Below are 24,722 nucleotides of genomic sequence, written 5' to 3' on the forward strand. Positions count from 1 at the left end.
CAGGCGCGCGCGGCGCTGGGGGCTGCCTCACTTCAGGCGCCCCGCATACATGGCACGGAATTTCTCCACCTTGGGCACGACGACCAGGGCGCAATAGCCCTGCAAGGGATGCTGCTCGGCATAATTCTGGTGGTAATCCTCGGCCGCATAAAAGGTGGCTGCCGGCGCCAGCTGCGTGACGATGGGCGCATCCCACACCCCGGCCATTTCAGCAAGCACCTTGCGCGCCACGCTTTCCTGCCCGGCCGACTGGTAATAGATGACGGAACGATATTGCGTGCCGATATCGTTGCCCTGCCGGTTCAGAGTGGTGGGATCGTGCAGGGTAAAAAAGATTTCCAGCAAGTCGTGGTAAGCGATGACGGCGGGATCGAATTCCAGGCGCACCACTTCCGCGTGGCCCGTGTCGCCCGTGCAAATCTGTTCATATGTGGGGTCGGGCACGCTGCCGCCCGTGTAGCCGGACTCGACGCGCGTCACGCCACGCACTTGCGCGTACACGGCAGCGTGACACCAGAAACAGCCACCGCCGAATACCGCCACTTCCGTCTGTTGATGCATGATGCCCTCCCGCAACGCCTGTGCGACGTATCATTTCACCACTGTAACGTAAAGCGCCATGGCCTGCAGCGCCGCTTGAAACGGCGCGTGGCGAACCGCACATCAGGGTACGCCGGCCACGATTGCGCTGGCGCGGCCGATTTTTGGCATAATGTCAGCAAATAGACAGGTATCCCATGAACACTCGCTCTCCCCGCGCGCCAGCGCAAGAATTCGATACGACACATTTCCGCCAGGCGCTGTCGCAGTTTGCCACCGGCGTGACGGTCATTACCACGCGCCTGGCCGACGGCAGTTTCCGTGGCTTGACGGCCAGCTCTTTCAATTCCGTCTCGCTGTCGCCGCCACTGGTGCTGTGGAGCCTCGGTTCCGTGGCGAACAGCATGCCCATCTTCAGTGGCAACTCGCATTACGTCATCAATGTGCTGGGTGCCGAGCAGGCGGAACTGGCTACGCGTTTTTCACGCCGCACACCGAATCCCTTCGACGACGTCGAATACGAACTGTCGCGCACGGGCCAGCCCATCCTGAAAGGCGCATCGGCCTGGTTCGAATGCCACAACCGCAGCCGCTATCCGGAAGGCGACCACGTCATTTTCGTGGGCGAAGTGGAACAATGCGCATTTGCCGCGCAGCCGCCCTTGATCTACCACAATGGAAAGTTCAATACACCGCCAGCCTGAGCGGGACAAAAAAAATCCGCCGAGGCGGATTTTTTGTTTTACAGGGTAAAGTTGTACCCGATGCTGATACTCACGGCAACCGGGTCGAGCTTGATGTCCTGCGTCTGCCCCGTCGAGAATTTCGCCTTGGTTTTCAGGTAGGTCTTGACCACGGCCACGTCGGCAAACCAGCGCTCATTGAAGGCCACGGTGCTGCCGACCACCAGGCTGCCTGTCAGCTTGTTGTCCATGCGGTAGGTGACTGGTTTTCCACCTGGATCCAGCAAGGCCGTCATCTGGCCCGAGCCGGTTTCCTTCTGGAAATAGGCATACGTCAAGCCCGCGCCCACGTAAGGGCGGATCATCGCATTGGGCTGGAAGAAACGGTACTGGATGAAGGCCGTTGGCGGCAAGGCTTCGGCCGTCCCCAGCTTGCCCGTGCCCTTGATGGAGCCGTCGCCGATCAGGTCGTGCTTGTACGGCACGCCCAGGATCATTTCAGCGGAAATATTGTCCGTGATCATGTAGGCAAAGGTCAGGATGGGCTTGGTATCGGCCTTGACGTCGGCCTTGGTGTTCGGCAAGGCCGGCGCGGAAAGATCTCCGCTGTCCACGTGCGGCGTGATCTTGTTGAGGCCAACCTTGGCCATCCAGGTGCCGGCGCTTTGCGCCGAGGCGCCCGTCGCCACGGTCATCGCGGCAACTGCGGCCAGTACGCGCACGGCGGTATTCAAATGATTCTTCATCTTGTCTCCTGATTCATTATGTGCGGAGTGTTCCGCTATCGAGTCTTGTCGCTGCCGGCACCGGCCGCGCCTCCCAGGCACAGCCGGTGCGGCCATCCCTTACAGCCAGCCCCGCACGACCATGTCCTTGGCCACATAACGGGCCAGCAACAGGTTATTGAACGGCGTAGGGTGCACATCGTCGGCATACGAGTAGTGGCTGACGTCGCCCGCTTTCAGGTTCGTACCATTGCAGGCCAGCGAGCTGCTCAGGAAATTCTTCGCTGACGTCAGATCGCATGCCGTCTCGCTGACATTGGTCAAGCCATACGGGCCAGGGTTGACACCCTGGTCATGGCTGACGGCAAACACATCGACCAGCAAGACTTTCGCATTGCCGCTCAGGCCGCCGCTCAGTTCGCCATTGAAGGCGCCGACCATGGCATTGATGAGCGCCTTGGTATTGGCATCCTTGCTCAAGCCCGATGGCGTACCGGCCACGTCCGGCAGGTTGTTGACCACCACATAGTTGGCGCCCTTGGCAATGATCTGGTCCTTGACCAGCGCCACCAGTTCGGTACCGGCTTTTTTCATGGCGGCAACCAGCAATGGCCCCTGGGCCGCAGCGTAGTCGGCACCGGCCTTGGCGCCGGCTGCATTGCCCGTCACCGTCGCATCGGCTTGTGCCTTGGCGACCAGTGGGCCGTACACGGCAGGCAAGCTGATGGAGTCATCGCGCGGCTGGCTGGCTGCTGCGACGATGGCGGCCTGCACGATCAATGTCGATGTCGCGCCAGGCGCAGCGCTGGCCGTCTTGATGGCGGCACCAATGGCAGCCGCTGCCGTGGCCGGATTCTTGGCGCCGGCCGCCAGCGCCATGGTCAGATTGGTAGCGAAGGCCTGCGCGCCCGCAGTAGCGCCCGCCGTCTTGCCGGCCTCCGTCGCGCCTGCCTGCAATACAGCCAGCTGGTACAGCACGTCATTACCGCCCGCCATCACGAAAACGGCTTCCGTGCCGCTGAACTTGCCGCCAGAGACGGCCAGGTGGTTCGCGATCTGCGTCACCACGGGCACGGTCAGGGCGCCCAGCACACCGCCCGCCAGCTTGTTGTTCGGACCGACCGGGTTGGTGACGCGGGAGCCGCCCATGGCGTAGCCAAAGCAGCCGGCATGCTTGACGCGCGGGGCCTGCAGGGTCGGTATCGTGCCTTCCAGGCCCGTTTCGGCTGCGCATGGTGCAGGCAAGCCGAATTGCGCGGCCAGGTGCTCGGTCCAGTTCTTGCCCGTCAGTTCAGGATTGATCTTGGTATTGTCGCCATTGATGGTGAATTTGCCACCACCGCTCGCTGCCACGCCGGCGACAGCATACGAACCGACATCGGACAGGCTGTCGCCGAACGACACCTGCGCCGTGTATTTCACTTTCAAGGCTTGATCACCGCCACTGGCGCCGCCGCAACCTGCCAGGACAGCCGCAGCCAGCACGGCCAGCGCGAATTTTGTTTGATGCATTTTGTCTCCTCGGTCTTTTTTCTGGTTTCTAAACGAACGGGCGTGCTATTCGCTACCCAACTAATATGCCATCGTTCCTCAGGCTTGTATAGAAAATATGTTTTAAAAATCAACGAAATAACAACACCGCCGGTGCCCTGTCATGACCGGGCGATCCGCTGAATTATGGAGGATTTAGTATGTTTCGTGGCAAGCATCGCTATTGCGCTGCATCAAGAAAAAGCCCCTTTCGGGGCTTTTTATCAGTCGGACAGGAATTGCTGCAAGATACCACTTGAGCCGAATGCGGCGCGCCGCAAACGGTCATTCACGCCCAGCCACGCTGGACCGGTGGGCGGGGCTTCGACGAGTATCAGCTCGGCGCCGACCTGGTCCATCGTGCGCAGCGAGGCATACAGCGCGTGTGCGTAATTTTCCGGGGTCGCTGCCAGGCGCACGCTGGCGCTGGCTGGCGGCAGATCCGAGTAATGGATCAGGGCCACGCGGCGCCCGTCATTGAGCAGGCGGTTCAAGGTGGCGCTCACGTCGTCGCTGTGCTGCATCGCAACAGGCGTGTGCGGTGCGTAGTGCGATTCCAGGGTCCCCGAAGCACGCGGTGCGGCCGCGTCCGCCATGGCCGGTGCGCGGCCGATGACAGCGGCGATCTGCGCGCTGCTGATATGGCCGGGACGCAACAGCACGGGGCCGTGCGTGGTCAGGCGCGACAGGTCGACAATGGTCGACTCGATGCCGACGTCGCTTTGTCCGCCATCGAGGACCAGGCCCAGCAAGCCGCTGGCGAGTTCCGCCGCGAATTCATCGCGCACATGCTGCGCCGTGGTGGGGCTGACATTGCCGAATTTGTTCGCCGACGGCGCCGCCAGGCCGCCCTTGCCGCCTTTGAAGGTGCGTAGCAATGCGATAGCCACCGGATGCGACGGGCAGCGCAAGCCCACCGTGTCCTGGCCACCGGAGACGGCGTCGGGAATATGCGCGGCGCGCTTGACGATCAGGGTCAGCGGGCCGGGCCAGAAGGCAGCCACCAATTGCTGCGCTTCCACGGGAATGTCGTCGGACCAGTGCGCCAAGTCGGCGCCGGGCGCCACGTGCACGATCACGGGATGGTCCGAGGGACGACCCTTGGCTTCGTAGATGCGCGCCACGGCGGCCGGGTTTTCCGCATCGGCGCCCAGACCGTACACCGTTTCCGTTGGAAAAGCGACGAGGCCGCCCGCTTCCAGCACGGCGGCCGCCGCTGCCAGGTCTTGTGCGGGCACGCTCACGGCGCGATTCTCAGGATCAGGCAAGCGTCGCGCAGGCGCTGCTGCGCCTCTTGCAAGGTGGCTGCGATGAAGGTCAGGTGGCCCATCTTGCGGCCACGGCGCGGATCGTCCTTGCCATACAGATGCAGGCAAGCACCTGGCAGCGCCAGCACCTGGTCCCACGCCGGTTCGCTGGCGGCATCACTGTCGTCGGCAAACCAGGCGTCGCCGAGGATGTTGAGCATCACGGCCGGCGAATGCTGGCGCACGTCGCCCAGCGGCAAGCGCGCCATGGCCCGCACCTGTTGCGCGAACTGGCTGGTGACGCAGGCATCCATCGTGTAATGGCCGCTGTTGTGCGGACGCGGCGCCATTTCGTTGACCACCAGGCTACCATCATCGAGCACGAAAAATTCGATGCACAGCACGCCGACATAGCCGAGTTCGGAGACCATGGCTTGCGCCGCCCGCTGCGCCCTGGCGGCGCAATCGTCCGACACGTTCGGGCCCGGCACGGTGGTGGTAAACAGCACGCCGTCGCGGTGCACGTTTTCGGCGATCGGATACACGACCGACTGGCCGTCCACTCCGCGCGCCGTCAGCACCGACACTTCATACGCCAGCGGCAGCATTTTTTCCAGCAGGCATGTCACTTCACCCATTTCCGCGAACGCGGCGCGCACCTCGTCGCGCGTGCGCACGCGGTACTGGCCCTTGCCGTCATAGCCCATGCGCACGGTTTTCAAGATACCGGGCAGCAAATCGTCGCCGATGGCGTCGATGTCCAGCTGCGTGGCGATCACCATGTGCGGCGCCGGCAGCACGCCCGATGTCGAGGCGCAGGCGACAAAGAAACGCTTTTCCGCGATGCGGTCTTGCGCCACCGACACGCCGTGCGCATCCGGCGCCACGAACACCCGTTCGGCCAGGCGCGACAGGCTGTCGGCCGGCACATTCTCGAATTCGGTGGTGACGGCCAGGCATTGCGCTGCCAGCGCGTCGAGACCGGCTGCGTCGCTATAGCCGGCATTGATCAGGCGCTGCGCCACCTGCCCCGCAGGGCAGGCATCGGACGGTTCCAGTACAGCCACCTGGTAGCCCATACTCTGGGCGGCCTGGGCAAACATGCGGCCGAGCTGGCCGCCGCCCATCACGCCCAGCCATGCCGGTGGGTTGGCGGCAGGCAGCAATGGGGAAGTCGATTTACTATTCATTATTTTTCAAACACATTATTCAGGCAAGACCATGGCCTTGGCGGCGGCCGTTTGCGTGGCACGGAAGGCTTCCAGGCGCTCGGCCAGGGCGTCGTCATTGGCGGCAAGCATCGCCACCGCCGTCAGCGCCGCATTCGCCGCGCCCGCTTCGCCGATGGCGAAGGTGGCTACCGGCACGCCCTTGGGCATTTGCAGGATGGACAGCATGGAATCTTCACCGCGCAAGTATTTCGACGGCACGGGCACGCCCAGCACGGGCACGATGGTCATCGCCGCCACCATGCCAGGCAAATGGGCGGCACCGCCGGCGCCGGCGATGATGGCGCGCAAGCCGCGCGCGCGCGCGCTTTTCGCATACGCATACATCTCGTCGGGCATGCGGTGCGCGGAAATGACTTGCGCTTCGTACGGCACGCCAAACTGTTTCAGGATGGCAACCGCATTCTGCATCACGTCCCAGTCCGAGGACGACCCCATGATGACGCCGACCAGCGGCTTACTCTGCTCGTTCATCTCAGGCCTTCAGCTTCTCGCCCGTCAGGCGTTCGATGGCTTCAAAGTACTTGGCCTGGGTTTTTTCGATGACGTCGGCTGGCAGTGCTGGCGCCGGCGCGGTCTTGCCCCAGGTCAAGGTTTCCAGGTAGTCGCGCACGAATTGCTTGTCGAACGACGGCGGCGAGATGCCGGGCTGGTAGGAATCGGCGGGCCAGAAGCGCGACGAATCGGCCGTCAGTACTTCATCCATCAAATGCATGACGCCATTGTCGTCCAGGCCGAATTCAAACTTGGTGTCGGCGATGATGATGCCGCGCGTGGCGGCGTATTCGGCAGCCGTCTTGTACAGTTGAATGGCGACGTCGCGCATCTTGGCAGCCAGTTCGGCACCGATGCGCTCTTCCATTTCAGCAAAGCTGATGTTTTCATCATGCTCGCCCAGCTCGGCCTTGGCCGCCGGTGTAAAAATCGGTTCCGGCAGTTTTTCCGCCTGTTGCAGGCCCGCTGGCAGCTTGATGCCGCAGATGCTGCCCGACTCTTGATAGTCTTTCCAGCCCGAACCGATGATGTAGCCGCGCACGACCGCCTCGACCATGATGGGCTTCAAGCGCTTGGCCACGACGGCGCGGCCCTTGACTTGCGCCACTTCATCAGGCGCCACCACGGATTCCGGCGCCACGCCGGTCAGGTGGTTCGGCACGATATGGCCCAGTTTCTCGAACCAGAAGTCGCTCATCTGGTTGAGTACCTTGCCCTTGCCGGGGATAGGCTCGTTCATGACGACATCGAAGGCCGACAGGCGGTCCGTGGTGACGATCAGGATCTTGTCGTCGCCAACGGCGTAGTTGTCGCGGACCTTGCCGTGGCCCAGCAATGGCAGGGAGTGGATGGAAGTCTGATAGAGGCTGTTCATAGCGGGGGAATAGTTGGATGAAACGAAACCGGCAGGCAGGGAAGGCGCCCGCCGGTCGAGAAAATCGGGCACGGAGATGCAGCTTCCGGCCCGTTCCAGACAGAATTTTACTTCACAATTTGCGACAGCTCGCCGGCCTTGTAGCGCTCGGCCATTTTTTCCATCGTGATGACCTTGATTTTCGACGCCTGGCCTTCGCAGCCGAATGCCTGCATGCGGGCGCGCACGATTTGCTCGGCGGCAAGGCGGGCTGGCTTCAGGTAATCGCGCGGGTCGAATTTCGATGGATTTTCAAACAGGTACTTGCGGATCGCGGCCGTCATCGCCAGGCGGATGTCGGTGTCGATGTTGATCTTGCGCACGCCGTGACGGATGCCTTCCTGGATTTCTTCGACTGGCACGCCATAGGTTTCCTTCATGTCGCCGCCAAATTCGCGGATGATGGCCAGCAATTCCTGTGGCACCGACGACGAGCCGTGCATCACCAGGTGGGTGTTCGGAATGCGCGCGTGGATTTCCTTGATGCGGTCGATGGCCAGGATGTCGCCCGTTGGCTTGCGCGTGAATTTATACGCGCCGTGCGAGGTGCCGATGGCGATCGCCAGGGCGTCGCACTGGGTGCGCTGCACGAAGTCGGCCGCTTGCGCCACGTCCGTCAGCAATTGCTCGCGCGTCATGGTGCCGTCGGCGCCGTGGCCGTCTTCCTTGTCACCCTTCATGGTTTCCAGCGAACCGAGCACGCCCAGTTCCGCTTCCACCGTCACGCCGATGGCGTGCGAGAATTTCACCACTTCACGCGATACTTCCACGTTGTACTCGTACGAGGCGACCGACTTGCCGTCCGCTTCCAGCGAACCGTCCATCATCACGGAAGTAAAACCCGAGCGGATGGCAGCCATGCAAACGGCCGGCGACTGACCATGATCCTGGTGCATGACGACGGGAATGTGCGGATACGCTTCGACGGCGGCGTCGATCAGGTGGCGCAGGAAGGCTTCACCGGCGTACTTGCGCGCGCCAGCGGACGCTTGCATGATCACCGGGCTGTTGAGCGCATCGGCGGCAGCCATGATGGCTTGCACTTGCTCCAGGTTGTTGACGTTGAAAGCAGGAATGCCATAACCGTTTTCGGCGGCATGGTCCAGCAGTTGACGCATGGATACGAGAGACATGGTAATACTCCAGAGAACAATAGAAACTGTTGTAGCGCTTCGCGGTCGATGACCGCGCCGGCGCCTGAATTCTTGGACCTTAGTCGAATTCGCCTACCTTCACAATCTTCAAGGCATTGGTGCCGCCCACCTGGCCCATCGGCTCGCCCCAGGTGACGACGATCATGTCACCCTTCCTGACGATGCCCTGCGCCACCAGCAACTCTTCCGCCTGCTTCAGCACTTGCGCGCTGGGGGCGTTCTGCATCAGATGATACGCCCGAACATTGCGGTACAGCGCGGCTTTGCGCAAAGTGGTGACACTGGGCGTGAGCGCGTAGATCGGCGTGTCGATGCTGTGGCGGCTCATCCACAAGGCGGTAGAACCGGATTCCGTCAGCGCCACGATGGCTTTCACGCGCAAATGGTGGGCCGTAAACAGGGCGCCATACGCGATCGACTGGTCGATGCGGGTAAACGTGACGTTGAGGAAATCGGCATCGAGCTTGTTGTATTCGGACTGTTCCGCTTCGACGCAGATGGCGGCCATCATTTCCACCGTCTCGATCGGGTACTTGCCCGAGGCCGTCTCGGCCGACGTCATGACGGCATCCGTGCCATCGAGCACGGCATTGGCCACGTCGGACACTTCGGCGCGGGTCGGCACGGCGTTGACGATCATCGATTCCATCATCTGCGTTGCCGTAATGGCAAGCTTGTTCGACGCGCGCGCCATCTTGATCATGCGTTTCTGCAAGGCCGGCACGGCCGCATTGCCCACCTCGACCGCCAGGTCGCCGCGCGCCACCATGATGCCGTCGGAGGCGTCGAGGATTTCCTGCAAGGCAGGAATGGCTTCCGCGCGCTCGATCTTGGCGATCATCATCGGCTTGTGGTGGTACGCTTCACCGGCGATATTGGCCAGCTGGCGCGCCATTTCCATGTCGGTTGCGCATTTCGGGAAGGAAATAGCCAGATAGTCGGCCTGGAAACTCATGGCCGTCTTGATATCTTCCATATCCTTGGCCGTCAGCGCGGGCGCGGACAGGCCGCCGCCCTGGCGGTTGATGCCCTTGTTGTTCGACAACTCGCCACCGATCTTGACGGTGGTGTGAATTTCGCTGCCGTGGATGCGCTCGACGATCAGCACGATGAGGCCGTCGTTCAGCAGCAGCACGTCGCCCTTGTGCAGGTCGCGCGGCAGGGCCTTGTAATCGAGGCCGACCCGTTCCTGGTTGCCCAGCTCGCCATTCTCGCCCCACTTGGCGTCGAGGATGAAGCGCTCGCCCGCTTCCAGCTCGATGCGCGTGTTCTCAAACTTGCCAACGCGAATCTTTGGCCCCTGCATGTCGGCCATGATGGCCACTTCGCGGCCGCATTCAGCTGCCGCCAGGCGTACCAGCGCCGCGCGGTCGATATGGTCTTGCGCCTTGCCGTGGGAAAAATTCAAACGCACCACGTCGACGCCCGCACGTATCATCTTCACCAGAATATCGAAGTCGGTGGAGGCGGGGCCGATTGTTGCTACGATTTTTGTACCGCGTGGCATAGGAGTCCTTGTGCGCGAGCGAAGGTGAGCAAGGCCGGCTCGATGCTGCATCCGGCAAGGTAAAAGCGCAGCGGTCAGGCTGCGCTTGGTGGCACTACAGTCCGGCTGTATCAGCCAGCACGTTGCATGAGAATTTCCACCGCGGGCAAAGTCTTGCCTTCCAGGAATTCCAGGAAGGCGCCGCCGCCCGTCGAGATATAGCTGATTTTATCGGTAATGTCGTATTTGGCAATCGCCGCCAGGGTGTCGCCACCGCCGGCGATCGAGAAAGCTTTCGATTCGGCAATGGCCAGCGCCAGAGTCTTGGTGCCGTTGCCGAACTGGTCGAATTCGAACACGCCAACCGGGCCGTTCCACACGATGGTGCCGGCAGCGGCGATCTGCTGCGCCAGCAGGGCCGCCGTTTTCGGGCCGATATCGAGGATCATGTCGTCGTCCGCCACATCGGCCACGTCTTTGACGGTGGCGGCGGCCGTAGGCGAAAACTCCTTGGCGCATACGACATCGACGGGAATCGGCACTTGCGCGCCGCGCTTGGCCATGATCTCGATGATGGCTTTCGCTTCTTCAACGAGTTCCGCTTCCACCAGCGACTTGCCGACGTTCAAGCCAACGGCCTTCATGAAGGTGTTGGCGATGCCGCCGCCAACGATCAGATTATCGACCTTGTCGGACAGGGCTTTCAAGATGGTCAGCTTGCTCGACACTTTCGAACCGGCGACGATGGCCAGCAGCGGGCGGGCTGGGGCGTGCAAAGCTTTGCCCAGCGCATCGAGTTCGGCGGCCAGCAGCGGGCCGGCGCAGGCGACGGGGGCGAACTTGGCGATGCCGTGCGTGGATGCTTCGGCGCGGTGGGCCGTGCCGAACGCGTCATTGACGTAGATATCGCACAGCTTGGCCATTTTTTGCGCCAGCTCATCGCTGTTTTTCTTTTCGCCCTTGTTCACGCGCACGTTTTCCAGCAAGACCACCTGGCCGGCGGCCAGGTTTTCCAGGCCGGCGCCATCGATCCAGTTTTGTTTCAGTGCAACTTCCTGGCCCAGCAGCTCGGACAAACGGGCGGCCACGGGCGCCAGGCTGTCGGCAGGCTTGAACTCGCCTTCCGTCGGACGGCCCAGGTGCGACGTCACCATGACGGCAGCGCCAGCGTCGAGCGCGGCGCGGATGGCCGGTACCGAAGCGCGGATGCGCGTGTCTTCGGTAATCTTGCCACTGTCATCTTGCGGGACATTCAGGTCGGCGCGGATAAACACGCGCTTGCCTTGCAGTGCATTTTGGGCGATCAAATCTTGCAGACGGATGAAGTTGAGAACAGCTGACATGGCGATCCAGATGACGAGTGGAAGGAAGTGCGCTATTTTACCGCAATGACCAGACCAAATCCCCGATTTGTCCTGCTTTACTGAAAAACATGCAACAGTCGCAAGCCCGTGAAAACCAGCATGCCAAACACGATGGTTTGCAGCATATTGCGGCGGATCACGAAAAAGAGCGTGGCGGCAATACCAGATAACAGTTTCAAATTAGATATGTCGAAGTACACTTGCTGCCCTTCCATCAGCATGTCGGGCGCGATGATGGCCGCCAGCGCGCAGGCCGGCGCATAGCGCAGCATCTCGCCCACGCGGCGCGGAATGCTGATGTGATGGCCGACCAGCCAGAAGGTGCTGCGCGTGGCGGCCGTGGCCACCATCAGTACGGCGATGGCGATCCACACGTCGCTCCTGCCCCAGTCCAATCCGTCAAACATGGCGTTTGTTCCATTTCTCGGTCAATTCTTCCACGGCCATGGCGCTGACCATGCCCACCACGACGGCCACCAGCAAGCCCAGTTTATACGGCAGGCCGAAGGCCAGCACGGCCACCGTGCCCGCCACCAGCACCCCGCAAAGGGCGGCGCGGCTGAGGATCAGCGGCACCGTCACGCACAGGATCGCCAGGGTGCCGGCAAAACCCAGCCCCCATTCGGCCGGCACGACGGCCCCCAGCACGATGCCGATGAAGGAACCGATTTGCCAGGCCAGCCAGTTGGGATAAATCAAGCCCTTGAGGAAGGGCAGCTTGGCCGGATCCGGCGTTTCATGCGGGTAGCGCTGCAGGAACAGGCCCACCGTGATATCGCCCGCCACATAGCCGAGCGCAAAGCGCTGGCGCCACGGCAGATGGGCGAAATGGGGGGCCAGCAACACGGAAAAGATAACAAAACGCAAATTGACGACGAGGGCCGTGGCAAAGATCACCCACACGGGCGCCTGCGCGGCCAGCAGGGGCAGGGAGGCGAGCTGGGCCGAGCCGGCAAAGACAAACAGGGTCATCGCCCCCGCCTGCGCTACCGTCAGGCCGCTTTTCACCATGGCCACGCCCACCACCATACCCCAGGCGGCGATGCCCAGCAGGGTGGGCGCACCCAGGTTCAGGCCGGCGCGCCAGGCGTCTTTCAGCAAGGCATCGTCGCTGGCGGCCGGGACGGCGTTCACGCGGCGCTCCGATGGGCGCACTGTGGTAACAGCACAACAATGGTGCGCGGGGCGCATGGGCGCAACGGTAATACCGGCAAGGCAAATCCAGTCAGTGTGGCGCTGCAGCCGCCATATTTCCGCAAAAAACCGCGCCGCAGCCGAAGATGATCGAGCCGACATTTTAGCCATGATTTTTGCTGTCTGCCTGAATCCGTTAAAATCGTGCTTTTGGCAGCAGCCGACTTCCATCCATACAGCCTCACGGAGCATGACAAGATGACAAAATCCACCCAGCCAGCGGTCGAACTCGACAGTAAAGACTTGCCAGCCCACTGCCCTAACCCGGCCATGCCGCTGTGGTCGTCGCATCCGCGCGTGTTTCTGGAATTCAACAAAGACGGTATCGCCAAGTGCCCTTACTGCGGCACGGCGTATACCCTGAAGGAAGGCGCCAGCGCCGGCCATCATTAACCTGCCCAGCGGCGCGCCCCCAGCGCGCCGTTTTTATTTGCATCAATTTAGTTGTACCGCTCAAGCCGGAGTCGTCATGAAACGTCTGAAGGAACTCAATGGCAGCGCCGCCGAAGTCGAAGCGGCGTTCTACGATGCCTTGCACCGCGCCGATCTTGAAGCGCTGATGGCGCTATGGGCCGACGATGAAGAGATCGTCTGCATCCACCCGGGCGGCGCGCGCCTGATCGGCCATGCCGCCATCCGCGCCTCGTGGGAAACCATTCTGGCAGGTGGCGGCCTGCACATCGTGCCGGCACAGCTGCATGAGACGCACAACCTGATGAGTTCCGTGCACACGGTGATCGAAGGCGTCACCGCCGAAGAAGGCGGCCCGGCGCATCTGCTGGCGACAAATGTCTATGTGAAAACGCCGCGCGGCTGGCGCATCGTGCTGCACCACGCCTCCATCGCCCCCGGTGGCGCGCCGGCTGACAGCACGGGGACGCAGATCCTGCACTGATGTCCTTGCCTCTTATTGACAACGCCCCCTATACCGCCCCGCTCTGGTTGCCTGGCGGCCACGCGCAGACGATTTATCCAGCCGTGTGCCTCGCCAAGCCGGCCGTGGCCTTCCGCCGTGAACGCTGGCAAGCACCCGATGGCGACTTCGTCGATGTCGATCTAGTCGACGGCCAGCCGGGCCAGCCCTTCGTGGTGCTGTTCCACGGGCTGGAAGGCTCGTCGAACAGCCATTACGCGCGCGCCCTGATGAGCGAAGTGGCGGCGCGCGGCTGGTCAGGCGCCGTGCCGCACTTTCGCGGCTGCTCGGGCGAAGCCAACCTGGCGCCGCGTTTCTACCATTCGGGCGATGCGCAGGAAGTGGACTGGATCGTGCAGCGCCTGCGCCCGCGGGCGACGGGCAAGTTTTACGCGGCCGGCGTGTCGCTGGGCGGCAACGCCCTGCTGTGCTGGCTGGGCCAGTCGCAGCACCAGGCCGATTTCATCGATGCGGCCGCGGCCGTGTCGGCCCCGCTGGATCTGGCCCAAGGGGGCAAGGCCCTGTCTTCGGGCGCCAACCGGCTCTACACGCGCATGTTCCTGAACACCTTGAAACCGAAATGCCTGGCCAAGCTGGAGCAATTTCCCGGCCTGTTTGCGCGCGACGCCATGCTGGCCGCGCGCGACTTGCACGCCTTCGACAATGTCGTCACGGCGCCGCTGCACGGCTACCGCGACGCCGACGATTACTGGCACCGCGCCAGCGCCAAGCACGTCTTGTCGGACATCACCGTGCCAACCCTGGTGCTGAATGCGCAAAATGATCCCTTCCTGCCCGGGCGCTTCTTGCCGCGCCGTGCCGCGCCCAAGGTCACGCTCGAGTATCCGCGCCACGGCGGCCACGTCGGCTTTGCCGCTGGCAAGTTGCCGGGAAGCACACGCTGGCTGCCGCAGCGCCTGATCGCCTTTTTTGAAGGCGGCAACACGGCGCCATCGGCGCCGCAAACCTGTCACGCTGGCGGTGCACGCACTCACACGGAAAACGCACCACATGGATGAACTCGTCAAACAGGCGCTGGCCAAATGGCCCAACGTGCCCCACTGCTACGGCTGGCTGGGCCTGGACGCGCGCGGTAACTGGCGCATGCGCGACCAGCAGGCACAACAGCAACAACTACCCGGCGACAAGATCGCCCATGTTGCCCTGCTGGGATTTATCAACCGCAATTACGACCATGACGAACGCGGTTGCTGGTTTTTCCAGAATGGCCCGCAGCGCGTCTACCTGAACCTGGAAGCGACGCCGTACATCGCCCGCAGCGATCCGCAGCACGGTTTTGTCTTGCAGACAGGCGCGCCGCTGGCAGCCATCGATGCCGCCTGGCTGTGCGACAACGGCGCACTGATCTTGCGCCAGGGCGACAGCGTGGCGCAGGTCGACGACCGCGACATGGCGCAGGTGCTGGCGTCGCTGCGCATCGATGGCTTGGCGGCCAGCGACGAAGCCCTGCTGGCCTGGCTGGAGCAAGGCCGGGGAAACCTGACCTTATTGCATGACGACAAGGAAATTGCCGTGCAGCCGCTGGCCTATGCCAGCGTGCCGCACACCTTCGGCTTCCAGCGCGCGCCGCAAGCGGAGTAGCCGCTAGCCCTTCTGGTCCTTGATCTGTTCGCGGCGCTTTTCCTGCAGTTCGCGCTCGCGCGCATCGATCACGGCCTGGTCATAGAAAGTCGCGTCCGTCGACTTGCGGGCGATCGTCAGCTGGTCCAGCGCGGCCATCGTGGCGCCCTGCAACACGTAGGATTCGGCCAGCGCCATGTGCTGCAAGGTCATCTTGCCCTGGTCCGCATAGGCTTTCGCCAATAAATCATACAGTTCCGGCTCCTCCTTGTAGAGCTGCACCTGGTCGCGCAGATACAAGGTAGCCGGCTCCAGCTTGCCGGCAGCCATCAGCGCTTCCGCATACTGATGGGCAATGCCGCGCGAGAGGGGAAACTGCTGGCGCGCCGCATCGGCCGCCTTCAGGGCTTGCTGCGCCACTTCCTTCTTTTGCGCCGGCATCAACAGCACTTCCAGCCCCATCGCCGCCAGCAGCGAATTGGGGCCCTGCGTGCCACCCGAGGTAAACACATTCGGCCCGACCGGCTGGTGCAGGGCGGCATTGGCCGCGTCGAGCTCCTTCTGGGCCTCCGCCGGCTTGCCCTGCTTGACGGCGACAAAGGACAAGCCGTAATGGGCGGCCACCACCTGGAAACGGCTTTGCTGTTCCAGCTGCGTCTTGAACACGGCCTTGGCATTCAACAGGCCTTGCACGCTTTCATCCTGCAGCACACGGGCACGCGCGCGGGCCAGGTGGAAACTCAGGCTGTCCGGACGCTGCTTGTAGGGCTGCTCGCGGATGCGCGCCTGGATGTCGGCGATGCGTTCCGTCGTCAGCGGGTGGGTCTGCAGATAGGCGGGCATCAGGTCGCTGTACGAACGGCTGGCCGCCTGCATGCGGCCGAAGAAGGCTACCATGCCGGTGGTGTCGAAACCGCCTTCGCCCATGATCTGGAAACCGATGCGGTCGGCCTCGCGTTCGGCGTCACGGCCAAAATTGAGCTGGCGCTGGATGGCCAGGCCTTGGCCGGCGGCAAACACGCCCAGCGCCACATCGCCGCCAGCGCGTGACGCCAGCGCCGCCAGCAGCATGGCGGCCAGCGGCATCAGGGCATCCTGGCGCTGCTGGCCCAGCATGCGCGCGATATGGCGCTGCGCCACGTGGCCGATCTCGTGCGACAGCACGGAAGCCAGTTCTGCCTCCGTTTGCGCCGCCAGCACCAGGGCCGAGTGGACACCGATGAAACCGCCAGGCAAGGCAAACGCATTCAACTGAGGATCGCGCACGGCAAAGAAGAAATAGTCGTAATTCGTTTCGCCGCGCACGCTGGGGCGCGCCGCCACGAGGGCGTTGCCGAAGGTATTCAGGTATTCGAGCAAGGGCGCATCGTCGAGATAATCGCGGTCGCCGCGAATGCCGCGCATGATTTCCTCGCCGATCTTGCGCTCCATCGCCGGCGACAGGTCTTCGCGCGAGGTATCGCCCAGGTTCGGCAGGTTCGGCGCTGGCGGCACGGCCAGCGGCGTCCAGTTGCCGGCCGGCTTGGCCGCCGTGCTGGCGGCCGACGCCGCCGGCGCAGACATATAGGTTTGCGCCAGCGCAAACGGCGCCGCCAGCCACCATGCAGCCAGCATGGATGCGCGCCGGGAGCGGCGCAACCATGCCGCAGCGGTGTTTTCACGGACGATCGGAAGGGGAGTTTTTGAATTCACGGGTGCTATCATACCTTGTTAGCGGCGCCCATTCCCACGCGTGCCGCGCCCCACTCCTCACCTATTTTGACGCCATGACAACAGCAGACAAGCAAGCCCCCGCCGGAGAACTGACCCATTTCGACGCCACGGGCCAGGCCCATATGGTCGACGTGGGCAGCAAGGAAGACACGCGCCGCAGCGCCGTGGCCGCCGGCACCATCCGCATGCAGCCCGCCACCCTGGCATTGATCATTTCCGGCAATGCGAAAAAGGGCGACGTCCTGGGCATCGCCCGCATCGCCGCCATCATGGGCGCCAAGCGCACCAGCGACCTGATTCCGCTGTGCCACCCGCTGGCCCTCACGCGCGTCACCGTCGACTTCGAAGTGGATGAAGCAGCCAACAGCGTGCACTGCCGCGCTCAAGTCGATACGACCGGCAAGACGGGCGTGGAAATGGAAGCGCTCACTTCCGTACAGATCGGCTTGCTGACGATCTACGATATGTGCAAGGCCGTCGACCGGGGCATGGTCATGACGAACGTGCGCGTGCTGGAAAAGCATGGCGGCAAGTCGGGCGATTGGCACGCCGAGCTGTAACTATGCTGCCTGGCGCGCCCGCTGGCCCTGGGCGCGGCGCAAGTCGCACAGCAGCCAGACGGCACTGGCCAGGCACAGCACGATGATGGCCATCGACAGGGGCAGGTGGAATTGCTCCAGCCCTGCCAGCGCAAAGCCGGCATGGATCAAACACGTTCCCACGCCCAGCGCGGCGCATACAGCCGCATACAGGGGCGCCCGCGGGGTTGCCAACAACACGTGCCGGTAACCGGCCAGCACCAGGGCAATCGCCGCCAGGTTAAACACCAGAAAACCCTGCACGCCGCCCGGCAAATGAAACATTTCCCACTCTTTCCAGTAGGCAGCGTCGATTTGATGCAAGATCAGAAACAACATGGTCCAGAAGTAGCTGCGCGGCATAAGATTTACATTCGTCAAGATTAATGCAATTGTAAACCCTGCACCGCGCACCGGCACGTGCACCTGGCATTTTTCTGCGCCAATATGAATTTCATTGATATAAGTGCTTTTTCATCAAGAAATCATGCATACTGCGATTCGACAATTTCAAGATGAGCATCGCATGACAAGCAACAAGCCCGCCGCGGAAGGCAAGCTCCAGGACTTCGAATTCGAGGCGATGAATCTGCAGGTGGGTGGACGCATCCAGTTCATCACGCACCGCACCATCAAACCGATCCAGCATTTCTCGACCCTGATCGGCTACGTGAAAGACGAGTACCTGATCGTCAAGATCCCGATGGAAAACGGTGCGTCCATCGTGCTCAACGAGGGCGACAAGCTGACCATCCGCGTGTTTTCCGGCGTCACCGTGTGTTCGTTTGCATGCAGCGTGCTGCGCATCTTTGGCCGCCCCCTCAATTATGTGCACCTGAGCTTTCCCGACGCCATCCAGGGCACCAGCCTGCGCACGGCCATGCGCGTGAAAGTGGACATTCCGGCGCAGCTGAGCTACCGCGACGTGGCGGCCGTGCCCGTGTTCATCGTCAACCTCAGCGTCTCGGGCGCGCTGATCGAGGCGCCCAGCATGCTCACGCCGGACGACGAGGGTGTCGCGCTCAGCTTTACCCTGCTGGTGCAGCCGAACAAGCATCAGATGCGCGTCAACACGCGCGCGCGCATCCAGAACGTCAGCGTGGGCAAGCCATCGAATGGCAAGGCGGCCGAGGTCGCCGAAATTTATACCTATGGCGTGCAATTCATCGACCTGGAACCGACCCACTACACCTTGCTGCAAAACCTCACCTATGAAGCGCTGATCGCGGACCGGCAAAAAATCGTCTGATACCCGGCTGGCCAGCGCCGCTTACAGAGTCGGGGTCACGTCGGGAATGTTGTTTTTGGTAATCGCTTCCTTCGCCGCCGGATTCGTCACGCTGGTGCTGTTAAACCAGGTCAGGCTGCTGGTGCCCGGCTTCATGGTCATCGTCACGCTTTGTCCACCGATCCCCGTGCCCAGGTCAGCAGCGAGGGTTAGCACGATATTCCCATTGTCCACGGTGGCGCTCGCCACTTCGCGCGTGGCACTGAACACGGGGATGGCGCTGGGCACGGCCTCGGTGGGCGTGCTGCAGGCGGTCGCCAGCCCGCCGTTTTCCTGCACGCACAGGGCCACGGCTGTCTTCAGCGGTGCGGCCGCCGCCAGCACGTTGCCGACCTTGGCCCGCATCGTATAGTCGCCGTACTGGGGAATGGCCACGGCCGCCAGGATGCCGGCGATGGCCACCACGATCATCAGTTCTATCAGGGTAAATCCGCTTTGCGCGCGCATCGTATCCTCCCATGGTGCATTGCTCACGCAGGGAATGGTGCAAGCGCCATGCCAGCGGCTCGCCCGGGCAGCGGCAGTACAGGTGGAAAGAAAAGCGACACTTTTGGGCAGGTTCGGACCAACTGCGTCGGCCCAGGCCGGGCAGCGGTCTGTCTTGCAGACAAAAAAAAGGAGCCGAAGCTCCTTTTTTGTACTGCGTGAACCAGGCTGAAATTACAGCATGGCTTTCAGCAGACGCGCCATTTCCGACGGGTTCTTGGTCACGGTGATGCCGCAAGCTTCCATGATTTCCAGCTTGGCTTGTGCCGTATCGGCACCGCCCGAGATCAGCGCGCCGGCGTGGCCCATGCGCTTGCCTGGAGGAGCGGTCACGCCAGCGATGAAGCCGACGACCGGTTTTTTCATGTTGTCTTTGATCCAATACGCCGCATTGGCTTCGTCCGGACCGCCGATTTCGCCGATCATGATGACCGCGTCGGTATCTGGATCATCATTGAACATCTTCATGATGTCGATGTGCTTCAGACCGTTGATCGGGTCGCCGCCGATGCCGACTGCCGACGATTGGCCCAGGCCCAGTGCGGTCAGCTGACCCACTGCTTCATAGGTCAGGGTGCCCGAACGCGACACCACGCCGATACGGCCCTTCTTGTGAATATGACCTGGCATGATGCCGATCTTGATTTCGTCTGGCGTGATCAAGCCTGGGCAGTTAGGGCCCAGCAGCAAGGTTTTGCTGTTGGCTTTAGCCATGCGGTCTTTCAGGGCCATCATGTCACGCACAGGAATGCCTTCGGTGATGCAAATGGCCAGATCCATTTCAGCTTCGACAGCTTCCCAGATCGCCGCTGCCGCGCCTGCTGGCGGCACGTAGATCACGGAAACGTTGGCGCCGGTTTCTTTTTTCGCTTCGGTGACGCTAGCGAAAATGGGAATGCCTTCGAAATCTTCGCCGGCTTTCTTCGGGTTCACGCCTGCCACGAAGGCAGCTTTGCCGTTCGCGTAGTCGCGGCAACCGCGGGTGTGGAACTGGCCGGTCTTGCCGGTGATCCCTTGGGTGACGACTTTGGTATCTTTATTGATCAGAATGGACATGTTGATTCCTTAATTAAGCTTGACCGGCAGCAGCGGCAACGACGCTCTTGGCTGCATCTTCCATGGTGTCGGCTGCGATGATAGGCAGACCGGAATCGGCCAGCATCTTCTTGCCCAGGTCTTCGTTGGTGCCCTTCATGCGCACCACCAGCGGTACGTTCAGCGAGACAGCTTTCACCGCGGCGATAACGCCTTCAGCGATCACGTCGCAACGCATGATGCCGCCGAAAATGTTCACCAGGATGGCTTTCAAGCCTGGGTTTTTCAGCATGATCTTGAACGCTTCGGTCACTTTTTCTGCCGTGGCACCGCCGCCGACGTCCAGGAAGTTGGCTGGCTCGCCGCCGAACAGCTTGATGGTGTCCATGGTGGCCATGGCCAGGCCGGCGCCGTTCACCAGGCAACCGATGTTGCCGTCGAGCGAAATGTAGGCCAGGTCGAATTTCGACGCTTCGATTTCAGCTGGATCTTCTTCGTCCAGATCGCGCAGGGCGACGATTTCCGGATGGCGGAACAGGGCGTTCGGGTCAAAGTTGAACTTGGCGTCCAGGGCGATGACTTTGCCGCTGCCGGTGACGATCAGCGGATTGATTTCGGCCAGCGAGCAGTCGGTTTCCCAGTACGCTTTGTACAGGCCTTGCAGGTTGACGCGGGCGTCGGCGATGGAACCGGCAGGCACGCCGATTTTGGTCGCGATGTCGTCTGCCTGGGCATCGGTCAGGCCAACGCCTGGATCGATGGTGACGTGGTGGATCTTCTCTGGGTGGCTCTCGGCCACTTCTTCGATGTCCATGCCGCCTTCGGACGAAGCCATCAGGACGATTTTCTGGGTGACGCGGTCGGTGACCAGCGAAACGTACAGTTCTTGTTTGATGTCGGCGCCTTCTTCCACCAGCAGGCGGTTGACTTTCTGGCCTTCGGCGCTGGTCTGATGCGTGATCAGCTGCATGCCCATGATCTGGTCAGCGTATTGCTTGACCTGTTCCATCGATTTTGCCACTTTCACGCCGCCGCCCTTGCCGCGGCCACCTGCGTGGATCTGCGCCTTGACGACCCACACCGGGCCGCCCAGGGTTTCCGCAGCCTTGACGGCTTCGTCGACGGACATGCACGGAATACCGCGTGGTACCGTCACTCCGTACTGCCGGAGGATTTCTTTGGCTTGATACTCATGGATTTTCATGCTGGCTTCCCTTCTGATACTGATGTGTAAAAATACGGTTAGTAGTGCAAAAAAAACAGGAAAAACAGAGCGCCGGGGTCACGCCTTGGCTACCCAGCGCGGGTAATACTGTGCCACCGCCCCGCCATCGGTGCGCAGGGCGTGGCATTTGTCGAGTTGAAACGGCTTTTCATGCGACAAGTCAGCATTCTCACCGTCACGGGTCGACCAGACATCGCCGGCAAATGCCTGAACCGTCGCAGTCGGCAAGACTTGCGCCAGTTCCGTCAAATGGGTACAGCCAGCGATTCCCGCCAGGCGCTGTTTCAAGTCGCGGCGGAAATTCTTCAATAAATTCAAACCGATCAACGCCCTGTAAGCGGGGCCGATGGTATCGCAAAAACCGGGATAGGGCACAGCATCGGAGGCAGCTTCGGCCTCGACGATGGTCAGTTCGCGGTCGACGGTAATGCGTAAATGGAGGTCATGCAGGGGAGTGCCGGCGGGACGGGGGCCGGAGGCCAGCATCGCGTCATAGCTTTTGATATCAGTGATACGGGCGTCAATATCCCACAGGCCGTCGTCGCGCACATACGCTTGGACGTCGATAACGCGGGAGTGCCGTAGGGCGCGCCGGGATACGGGAGTTGACAGGGGCATAAGACCGATGCCGCTTGCGCGGCCATAATTTAGTAAGCAGCCATGTGCATAAAGCACGCCGTTCGCAGCTTCTACGAACAGCAACCGCACCTGCGGCGCCGCAAAAACCCTAAAAGTGTAGCACATTGCGCGCAGGTTGCGCCGCAACATAATTTTTCATTGGTCGTGCCGCCTGCCACAAATCATTAACGAAAATCGCAAAATAAATGACGAGCATTCACCATGTGAATATCTTGGTGGCAGGCTTTGCGGCACAGGCAGACGCGCCGGCGCCGCGTTTCAATCAGCCACGCCCAGTGCGCGTAAAACAGGCAAGGTGCGCGCAGAAAAATATTGCGCGCGCGCCAGCAGTTCTTCCAGGTTTTCCTCTTCCGTCAACAAGGGCTGCCCGTCCCGCGTCAGCAGCTGGTTCAGACGCAGCAGCACGGGCCACGTCGCGCTCACCCATTCTTGTGGCGCTTGCCAACCTTGCAGCTTCGCCCACAGGAACAGCTGTTGTAAATGAGACACAACCACGCCGCCCCCCGTCAGGGGGCTGGCAAGGATGTGCAGATCGGTTCTGGCCAGCGCCTGTTCCAGCAAGTGCGCATTTAACCGCGCCGTCTGCGGCCGCGCCACGGCAATGTCGGCCTCGTCCTGGACGGCAAGCAGGCTGCCCTTGCTGACCAGTACCAGCATGATCTGCAGCAAGGCGGCCAGGCTGGCTTCGCTGCCAGCCATTCGCTGCTCCAGCTCGCCTATCGTATACACGCGATGGTCGGCCATGGCGTCGAGTATGGGCGCATACACACGCTCGTCCATATCGGCATCGCCCAGCACGCCATGCACGCTCAACACCACTTCGTCGCGGGGTACGGCCAGCATCACGCGCACGGCCCGCAAAGCGCTGGCCTGGGCCAATGGCGTCAGCCTGCGTGCGCCCTTGACCCAGTAATCCTTGCGGAACTGCTCGTTGACGAGAAAGGCACGCGTCGTCTCGCGGAAGATGGGATCGGGTATCTCGGCAAGGAATTGCTGGTGCTCGGCCGTCAGGTTCAACATGTCGATCAGAGCGGTATAGTTGGCGGAGGCGACGAACTCCAGCTTGGCCTCGCCCAGCATGGCGGCCAGGCGGGAAAATGCCATCGGCTGCCAATCAGAATTGAAATATTCGTGCGCAACATAGTTGCGGTCCAGCGCTTTCAGCTTCTCGAAACGGTCCAGCAACAGGGGATTAGCCTCCAGGTAGCGTGGTTGCACGGCGATCATCCGTTCAACGAAATCGATGGCACCGTCGACTCGTGCCAACACACCCACGCCGGGCGCGCTCATGACGCGGCTATGTTCGGCCAGCAGGTCGCGCATCGGCATCATGGCCCCCCAGCCCGGCTGCGTGTTATAGCTGATATAGGCAACGCCGCCCACTTTCAGCTTGCGCTGCAGGAAGTCGACGATCAAGGCGCGATTTTCCGCCGAGACCCAGCTCCATATCCCGTGCAGGCAAATAAAGTCGAAATCGGGCAAGTCATCGCGGCAGCAAAACTGCGCGAACGATTCATCCGTGAACTGCGCGCCGGCGCAGGCTGCGCTGGCCAGCTCCTGCGCAAATGCGGCCTGCGAAGGATTGAAATCATTGCCATACCAGCGCGTGGCGGACGCCGCCGCATGGATGTTGGCGCTGATGCCCTGGCCAAAGCCCAGCTCGCAGGCCGTGCCGCTGGCCGGCAAGGCGAGGCCGGCGGCCAGCAGGGGCAGCCGCAGGCGCAAAGGATTCAATTCTTCGTAATAGCCATAGGTATAGGCGATTTCGGCCATGTAGCCGGCATTCCAGTTGCTCATCTCGCATCCTGTCAAGATCAGTGGTACTGCGCGCATCGCACAGCGTTCGAGCGCCAGAATACCCTATCGCGCGGCGTCACCATACTATAAACAGACGGCGTTTGAAAGCGCAGTTCATGGCGGCATGGCAACGGCGGCACGGGCGTGGCTAGGCCGGCGGGGCCAGATGAACGGGAAAGCGGCCGGACCGTCGCGCCTGCAGTCCCGGTGACATGCCGGCGCCCACCTTATTCCTCGTCAGGGTCCAGCCCCTTCAGGGCGACGTGTACGGCGCGCTGCGAAAAGCCGCGCTGCATCAAAAAACGCATCTGCTTGTTGCGCTGTTCGGCATCCTGCGCCACTTCACCAAATTTGCGGCGCCACACTTCGCAGGCGCGCGCGGTCTCGCCTTCGGCCAGGCCCGCCTTGAGTTCCTGCAGCGCTTCGCCGCCTATGCCATGGCTTTGCAATTCCGCCATGATGCGGCTATTGCCGAAGCGGGCCGAGCGGCGATGGATCAGCGATTCCGAAAAGCGCTCCTGCGACAGCCAGTTGGCTTGCTCCAGGCTGTCGAGCAAGGCTTCCACGTCATCGCCCTCCTGCGCATGGCGCTGCAGCTTGCGCCGCAATTCCATGCGGCTATGCTCACGCATCGATAGAAAGCGGAGCGCCCTGCCCTTCAGGCTTAGTTGTACTGCGGCCATACACCCACCTTGTCTTTCATTCCACGATCACAGCACCCAAACACAATCGCCGCCCAGCGCAACAGCGCGGGACGGCGATCAGGGTCCTACCTTGCGGCAAGCCATGCGTAGGTCGGATTAGGCCTCTTGGGCCGTAATCCGACAACATTGTTGGCGTCTGATCCGACAACATTGTTGACGTCTGTGGTGTTGTCGGATTACGCGCGGATTTGCCGCGCTAATCC

At 62.0% G+C, this 24,722-nt stretch carries 27 protein-coding genes; 7 read left to right on the forward strand and 20 right to left on the reverse strand.

All coding sequences use genetic code 11. From position 1 onward, the window contains the following. Window positions 1–27: 27 nt before the first annotated feature. A complete protein-coding gene (gene msrA, locus ACQ4WL_RS07105) occupies window positions 28–561 on the reverse strand; it encodes a peptide-methionine (S)-S-oxide reductase MsrA (protein WP_436508964.1) in 534 nt (177 codons plus the stop codon). 176 nt (window positions 562–737) lie between these two features. Here msrA and ACQ4WL_RS07110 point away from each other — a divergent pair, with 176 nt between their 5' ends. After that, window positions 738–1,244 (forward strand): flavin reductase family protein, encoded by a 507-nt coding sequence (locus tag ACQ4WL_RS07110; protein WP_436508966.1) that lies wholly within the window; start codon window positions 738–740, stop codon window positions 1,242–1,244. 38 nt (window positions 1,245–1,282) lie between these two features. Here ACQ4WL_RS07110 and ACQ4WL_RS07115 read toward each other — a convergent pair whose 3' ends face one another. From ACQ4WL_RS07115 to ACQ4WL_RS07165, 11 genes are all read right to left on the reverse strand, one after another. Beyond that, on the reverse strand, window positions 1,283–1,969 hold the full coding sequence (locus ACQ4WL_RS07115; protein ID WP_436508967.1) for an OmpW/AlkL family protein: 687 nt from the start codon (window positions 1,967–1,969) through the stop codon (window positions 1,283–1,285). A gap of 99 nt (window positions 1,970–2,068) precedes the next feature. Further along, window positions 2,069–3,460 carry an SGNH/GDSL hydrolase family protein gene (locus ACQ4WL_RS07120; RefSeq protein WP_436508968.1) on the reverse strand — a complete coding sequence of 464 codons (1,392 nt, stop codon included), beginning with the start codon at window positions 3,458–3,460 and terminating at the stop codon, window positions 2,069–2,071. A 242-nt stretch (window positions 3,461–3,702) separates the two neighbouring features. Further along, window positions 3,703–4,722: an L-threonylcarbamoyladenylate synthase gene (locus ACQ4WL_RS07125; protein ID WP_436508969.1), complete on the reverse strand. Its 1,020-nt coding sequence runs from the start codon at window positions 4,720–4,722 to the stop codon at window positions 3,703–3,705. Beyond that, a complete protein-coding gene (locus tag ACQ4WL_RS07130) occupies window positions 4,719–5,915 on the reverse strand; it encodes a 5-(carboxyamino)imidazole ribonucleotide synthase (RefSeq protein ID WP_436508970.1) in 1,197 nt (398 codons plus the stop codon). The genes ACQ4WL_RS07125 and ACQ4WL_RS07130 overlap by 4 nt, the downstream gene beginning before the upstream one ends. 15 nt (window positions 5,916–5,930) lie before the next feature. After that, on the reverse strand, window positions 5,931–6,428 hold the full coding sequence (purE, locus tag ACQ4WL_RS07135; RefSeq protein WP_436508972.1) for a 5-(carboxyamino)imidazole ribonucleotide mutase: 498 nt from the start codon (window positions 6,426–6,428) through the stop codon (window positions 5,931–5,933). Between the two features lies 1 nt (window position 6,429). Next, the gene (locus tag ACQ4WL_RS07140) at window positions 6,430–7,323 is read right to left on the reverse strand and encodes a phosphoribosylaminoimidazolesuccinocarboxamide synthase (RefSeq protein WP_436508974.1); all 894 of its coding nucleotides are present in this window, start codon (window positions 7,321–7,323) and stop codon (window positions 6,430–6,432) included. A gap of 107 nt (window positions 7,324–7,430) precedes the next feature. After that, the gene (gene fba, locus ACQ4WL_RS07145) at window positions 7,431–8,495 is read right to left on the reverse strand and encodes a class II fructose-bisphosphate aldolase (RefSeq protein ID WP_071075342.1); all 1,065 of its coding nucleotides are present in this window, start codon (window positions 8,493–8,495) and stop codon (window positions 7,431–7,433) included. A gap of 79 nt (window positions 8,496–8,574) precedes the next feature. Beyond that, window positions 8,575–10,023, reverse strand: coding sequence for a pyruvate kinase (gene pyk / locus ACQ4WL_RS07150; protein ID WP_436508976.1), 1,449 nt, complete (start codon window positions 10,021–10,023; stop codon window positions 8,575–8,577). Between the two features lie 110 nt (window positions 10,024–10,133). Further along, window positions 10,134–11,345 (reverse strand): phosphoglycerate kinase, encoded by a 1,212-nt coding sequence (locus ACQ4WL_RS07155; RefSeq protein WP_436508978.1) that lies wholly within the window; start codon window positions 11,343–11,345, stop codon window positions 10,134–10,136. Window positions 11,346–11,422: 77 nt separating this feature from the next. Continuing rightward, window positions 11,423–11,773 carry an AzlD domain-containing protein gene (locus tag ACQ4WL_RS07160; protein WP_436508980.1) on the reverse strand — a complete coding sequence of 117 codons (351 nt, stop codon included), beginning with the start codon at window positions 11,771–11,773 and terminating at the stop codon, window positions 11,423–11,425. Further along, a complete protein-coding gene (locus ACQ4WL_RS07165; protein ID WP_436508981.1) occupies window positions 11,766–12,500 on the reverse strand; it encodes an AzlC family ABC transporter permease in 735 nt (244 codons plus the stop codon). Before ACQ4WL_RS07165 ends, ACQ4WL_RS07160 begins: the two co-directional genes overlap by 8 nt. Window positions 12,501–12,758: 258 nt before the next feature. On the opposite strand from ACQ4WL_RS07165, the gene ACQ4WL_RS07170 reads away from it, so the two are divergent. The 4 genes from ACQ4WL_RS07170 to ACQ4WL_RS07185 all read left to right on the forward strand — a co-directional run bounded on the left by ACQ4WL_RS07170 (window position 12,759) and on the right by ACQ4WL_RS07185 (window position 15,075). Next, the gene (locus tag ACQ4WL_RS07170) at window positions 12,759–12,953 is read left to right on the forward strand and encodes a zinc-finger domain-containing protein (RefSeq protein WP_219115321.1); all 195 of its coding nucleotides are present in this window, start codon (window positions 12,759–12,761) and stop codon (window positions 12,951–12,953) included. A 76-nt stretch (window positions 12,954–13,029) separates the two neighbouring features. After that, a complete protein-coding gene (locus ACQ4WL_RS07175) occupies window positions 13,030–13,455 on the forward strand; it encodes a YybH family protein (protein ID WP_436508983.1) in 426 nt (141 codons plus the stop codon). Continuing rightward, on the forward strand, window positions 13,455–14,492 hold the full coding sequence (locus ACQ4WL_RS07180; protein ID WP_436508985.1) for a YheT family hydrolase: 1,038 nt from the start codon (window positions 13,455–13,457) through the stop codon (window positions 14,490–14,492). Before ACQ4WL_RS07175 ends, ACQ4WL_RS07180 begins: the two co-directional genes overlap by 1 nt. Next, window positions 14,485–15,075: a DUF2946 family protein gene (locus tag ACQ4WL_RS07185; RefSeq protein ID WP_436508986.1), complete on the forward strand. Its 591-nt coding sequence runs from the start codon at window positions 14,485–14,487 to the stop codon at window positions 15,073–15,075. Before ACQ4WL_RS07180 ends, ACQ4WL_RS07185 begins: the two co-directional genes overlap by 8 nt. A 3-nt stretch (window positions 15,076–15,078) precedes the next feature. On the opposite strand, the gene ACQ4WL_RS07190 is transcribed toward ACQ4WL_RS07185, so the two are convergent. Next, window positions 15,079–16,668, reverse strand: coding sequence for a M48 family metalloprotease (locus ACQ4WL_RS07190; protein ID WP_436508988.1), 1,590 nt, complete (start codon window positions 16,666–16,668; stop codon window positions 15,079–15,081). Window positions 16,669–16,820: 152 nt separating this feature from the next. Between ACQ4WL_RS07190 and moaC the strand changes: the two genes are divergently transcribed. After that, complete coding sequence (gene moaC, locus ACQ4WL_RS07195) at window positions 16,821–17,327, forward strand: cyclic pyranopterin monophosphate synthase MoaC (protein ID WP_035822511.1); 507 nt, start codon at window positions 16,821–16,823, stop codon at window positions 17,325–17,327. Here the strand turns inward: moaC and ACQ4WL_RS07200 are convergent, their stop codons facing one another. Then, window positions 17,328–17,708, reverse strand: a complete 381-nt coding sequence (locus ACQ4WL_RS07200; protein WP_436508990.1) for a DUF6713 family protein — start codon at window positions 17,706–17,708, stop codon at window positions 17,328–17,330. 163 nt (window positions 17,709–17,871) lie between these two features. Here ACQ4WL_RS07200 and ACQ4WL_RS07205 point away from each other — a divergent pair, with 163 nt between their 5' ends. Further along, window positions 17,872–18,594, forward strand: a complete 723-nt coding sequence (locus ACQ4WL_RS07205) for a flagellar brake protein (protein WP_436508991.1) — start codon at window positions 17,872–17,874, stop codon at window positions 18,592–18,594. A 21-nt stretch (window positions 18,595–18,615) separates the two neighbouring features. Here the strand turns inward: ACQ4WL_RS07205 and ACQ4WL_RS07210 are convergent, their stop codons facing one another. From ACQ4WL_RS07210 to recX, 6 genes are all read right to left on the reverse strand, one after another. Continuing rightward, a complete protein-coding gene (locus ACQ4WL_RS07210) occupies window positions 18,616–19,080 on the reverse strand; it encodes a pilin (RefSeq protein WP_436508993.1) in 465 nt (154 codons plus the stop codon). Window positions 19,081–19,293: 213 nt separating this feature from the next. Then, entirely contained in the window at window positions 19,294–20,175 is an 882-nt protein-coding gene (sucD, locus tag ACQ4WL_RS07215; RefSeq protein ID WP_010401645.1) for a succinate--CoA ligase subunit alpha, read from the reverse strand. 13 nt (window positions 20,176–20,188) lie between these two features. After that, window positions 20,189–21,358, reverse strand: a complete 1,170-nt coding sequence (gene sucC, locus ACQ4WL_RS07220; RefSeq protein ID WP_436508995.1) for an ADP-forming succinate--CoA ligase subunit beta — start codon at window positions 21,356–21,358, stop codon at window positions 20,189–20,191. A 78-nt stretch (window positions 21,359–21,436) separates the two neighbouring features. Beyond that, complete coding sequence (locus ACQ4WL_RS07225; RefSeq protein WP_436509109.1) at window positions 21,437–21,997, reverse strand: DUF2889 domain-containing protein; 561 nt, start codon at window positions 21,995–21,997, stop codon at window positions 21,437–21,439. A 279-nt stretch (window positions 21,998–22,276) separates the two neighbouring features. Next, complete coding sequence (locus ACQ4WL_RS07230) at window positions 22,277–23,815, reverse strand: methyltransferase regulatory domain-containing protein (protein ID WP_436508996.1); 1,539 nt, start codon at window positions 23,813–23,815, stop codon at window positions 22,277–22,279. Between the two features lie 227 nt (window positions 23,816–24,042). After that, a complete protein-coding gene (recX, locus tag ACQ4WL_RS07235) occupies window positions 24,043–24,498 on the reverse strand; it encodes a recombination regulator RecX (RefSeq protein WP_436508997.1) in 456 nt (151 codons plus the stop codon). Window positions 24,499–24,722 lie beyond the last annotated feature (224 nt).

Origin of the sequence: Janthinobacterium kochi (assembly GCF_051380715.1) — a bacterium.
Classification (GTDB): domain Bacteria; phylum Pseudomonadota; class Gammaproteobacteria; order Burkholderiales; family Burkholderiaceae_D; genus Janthinobacterium.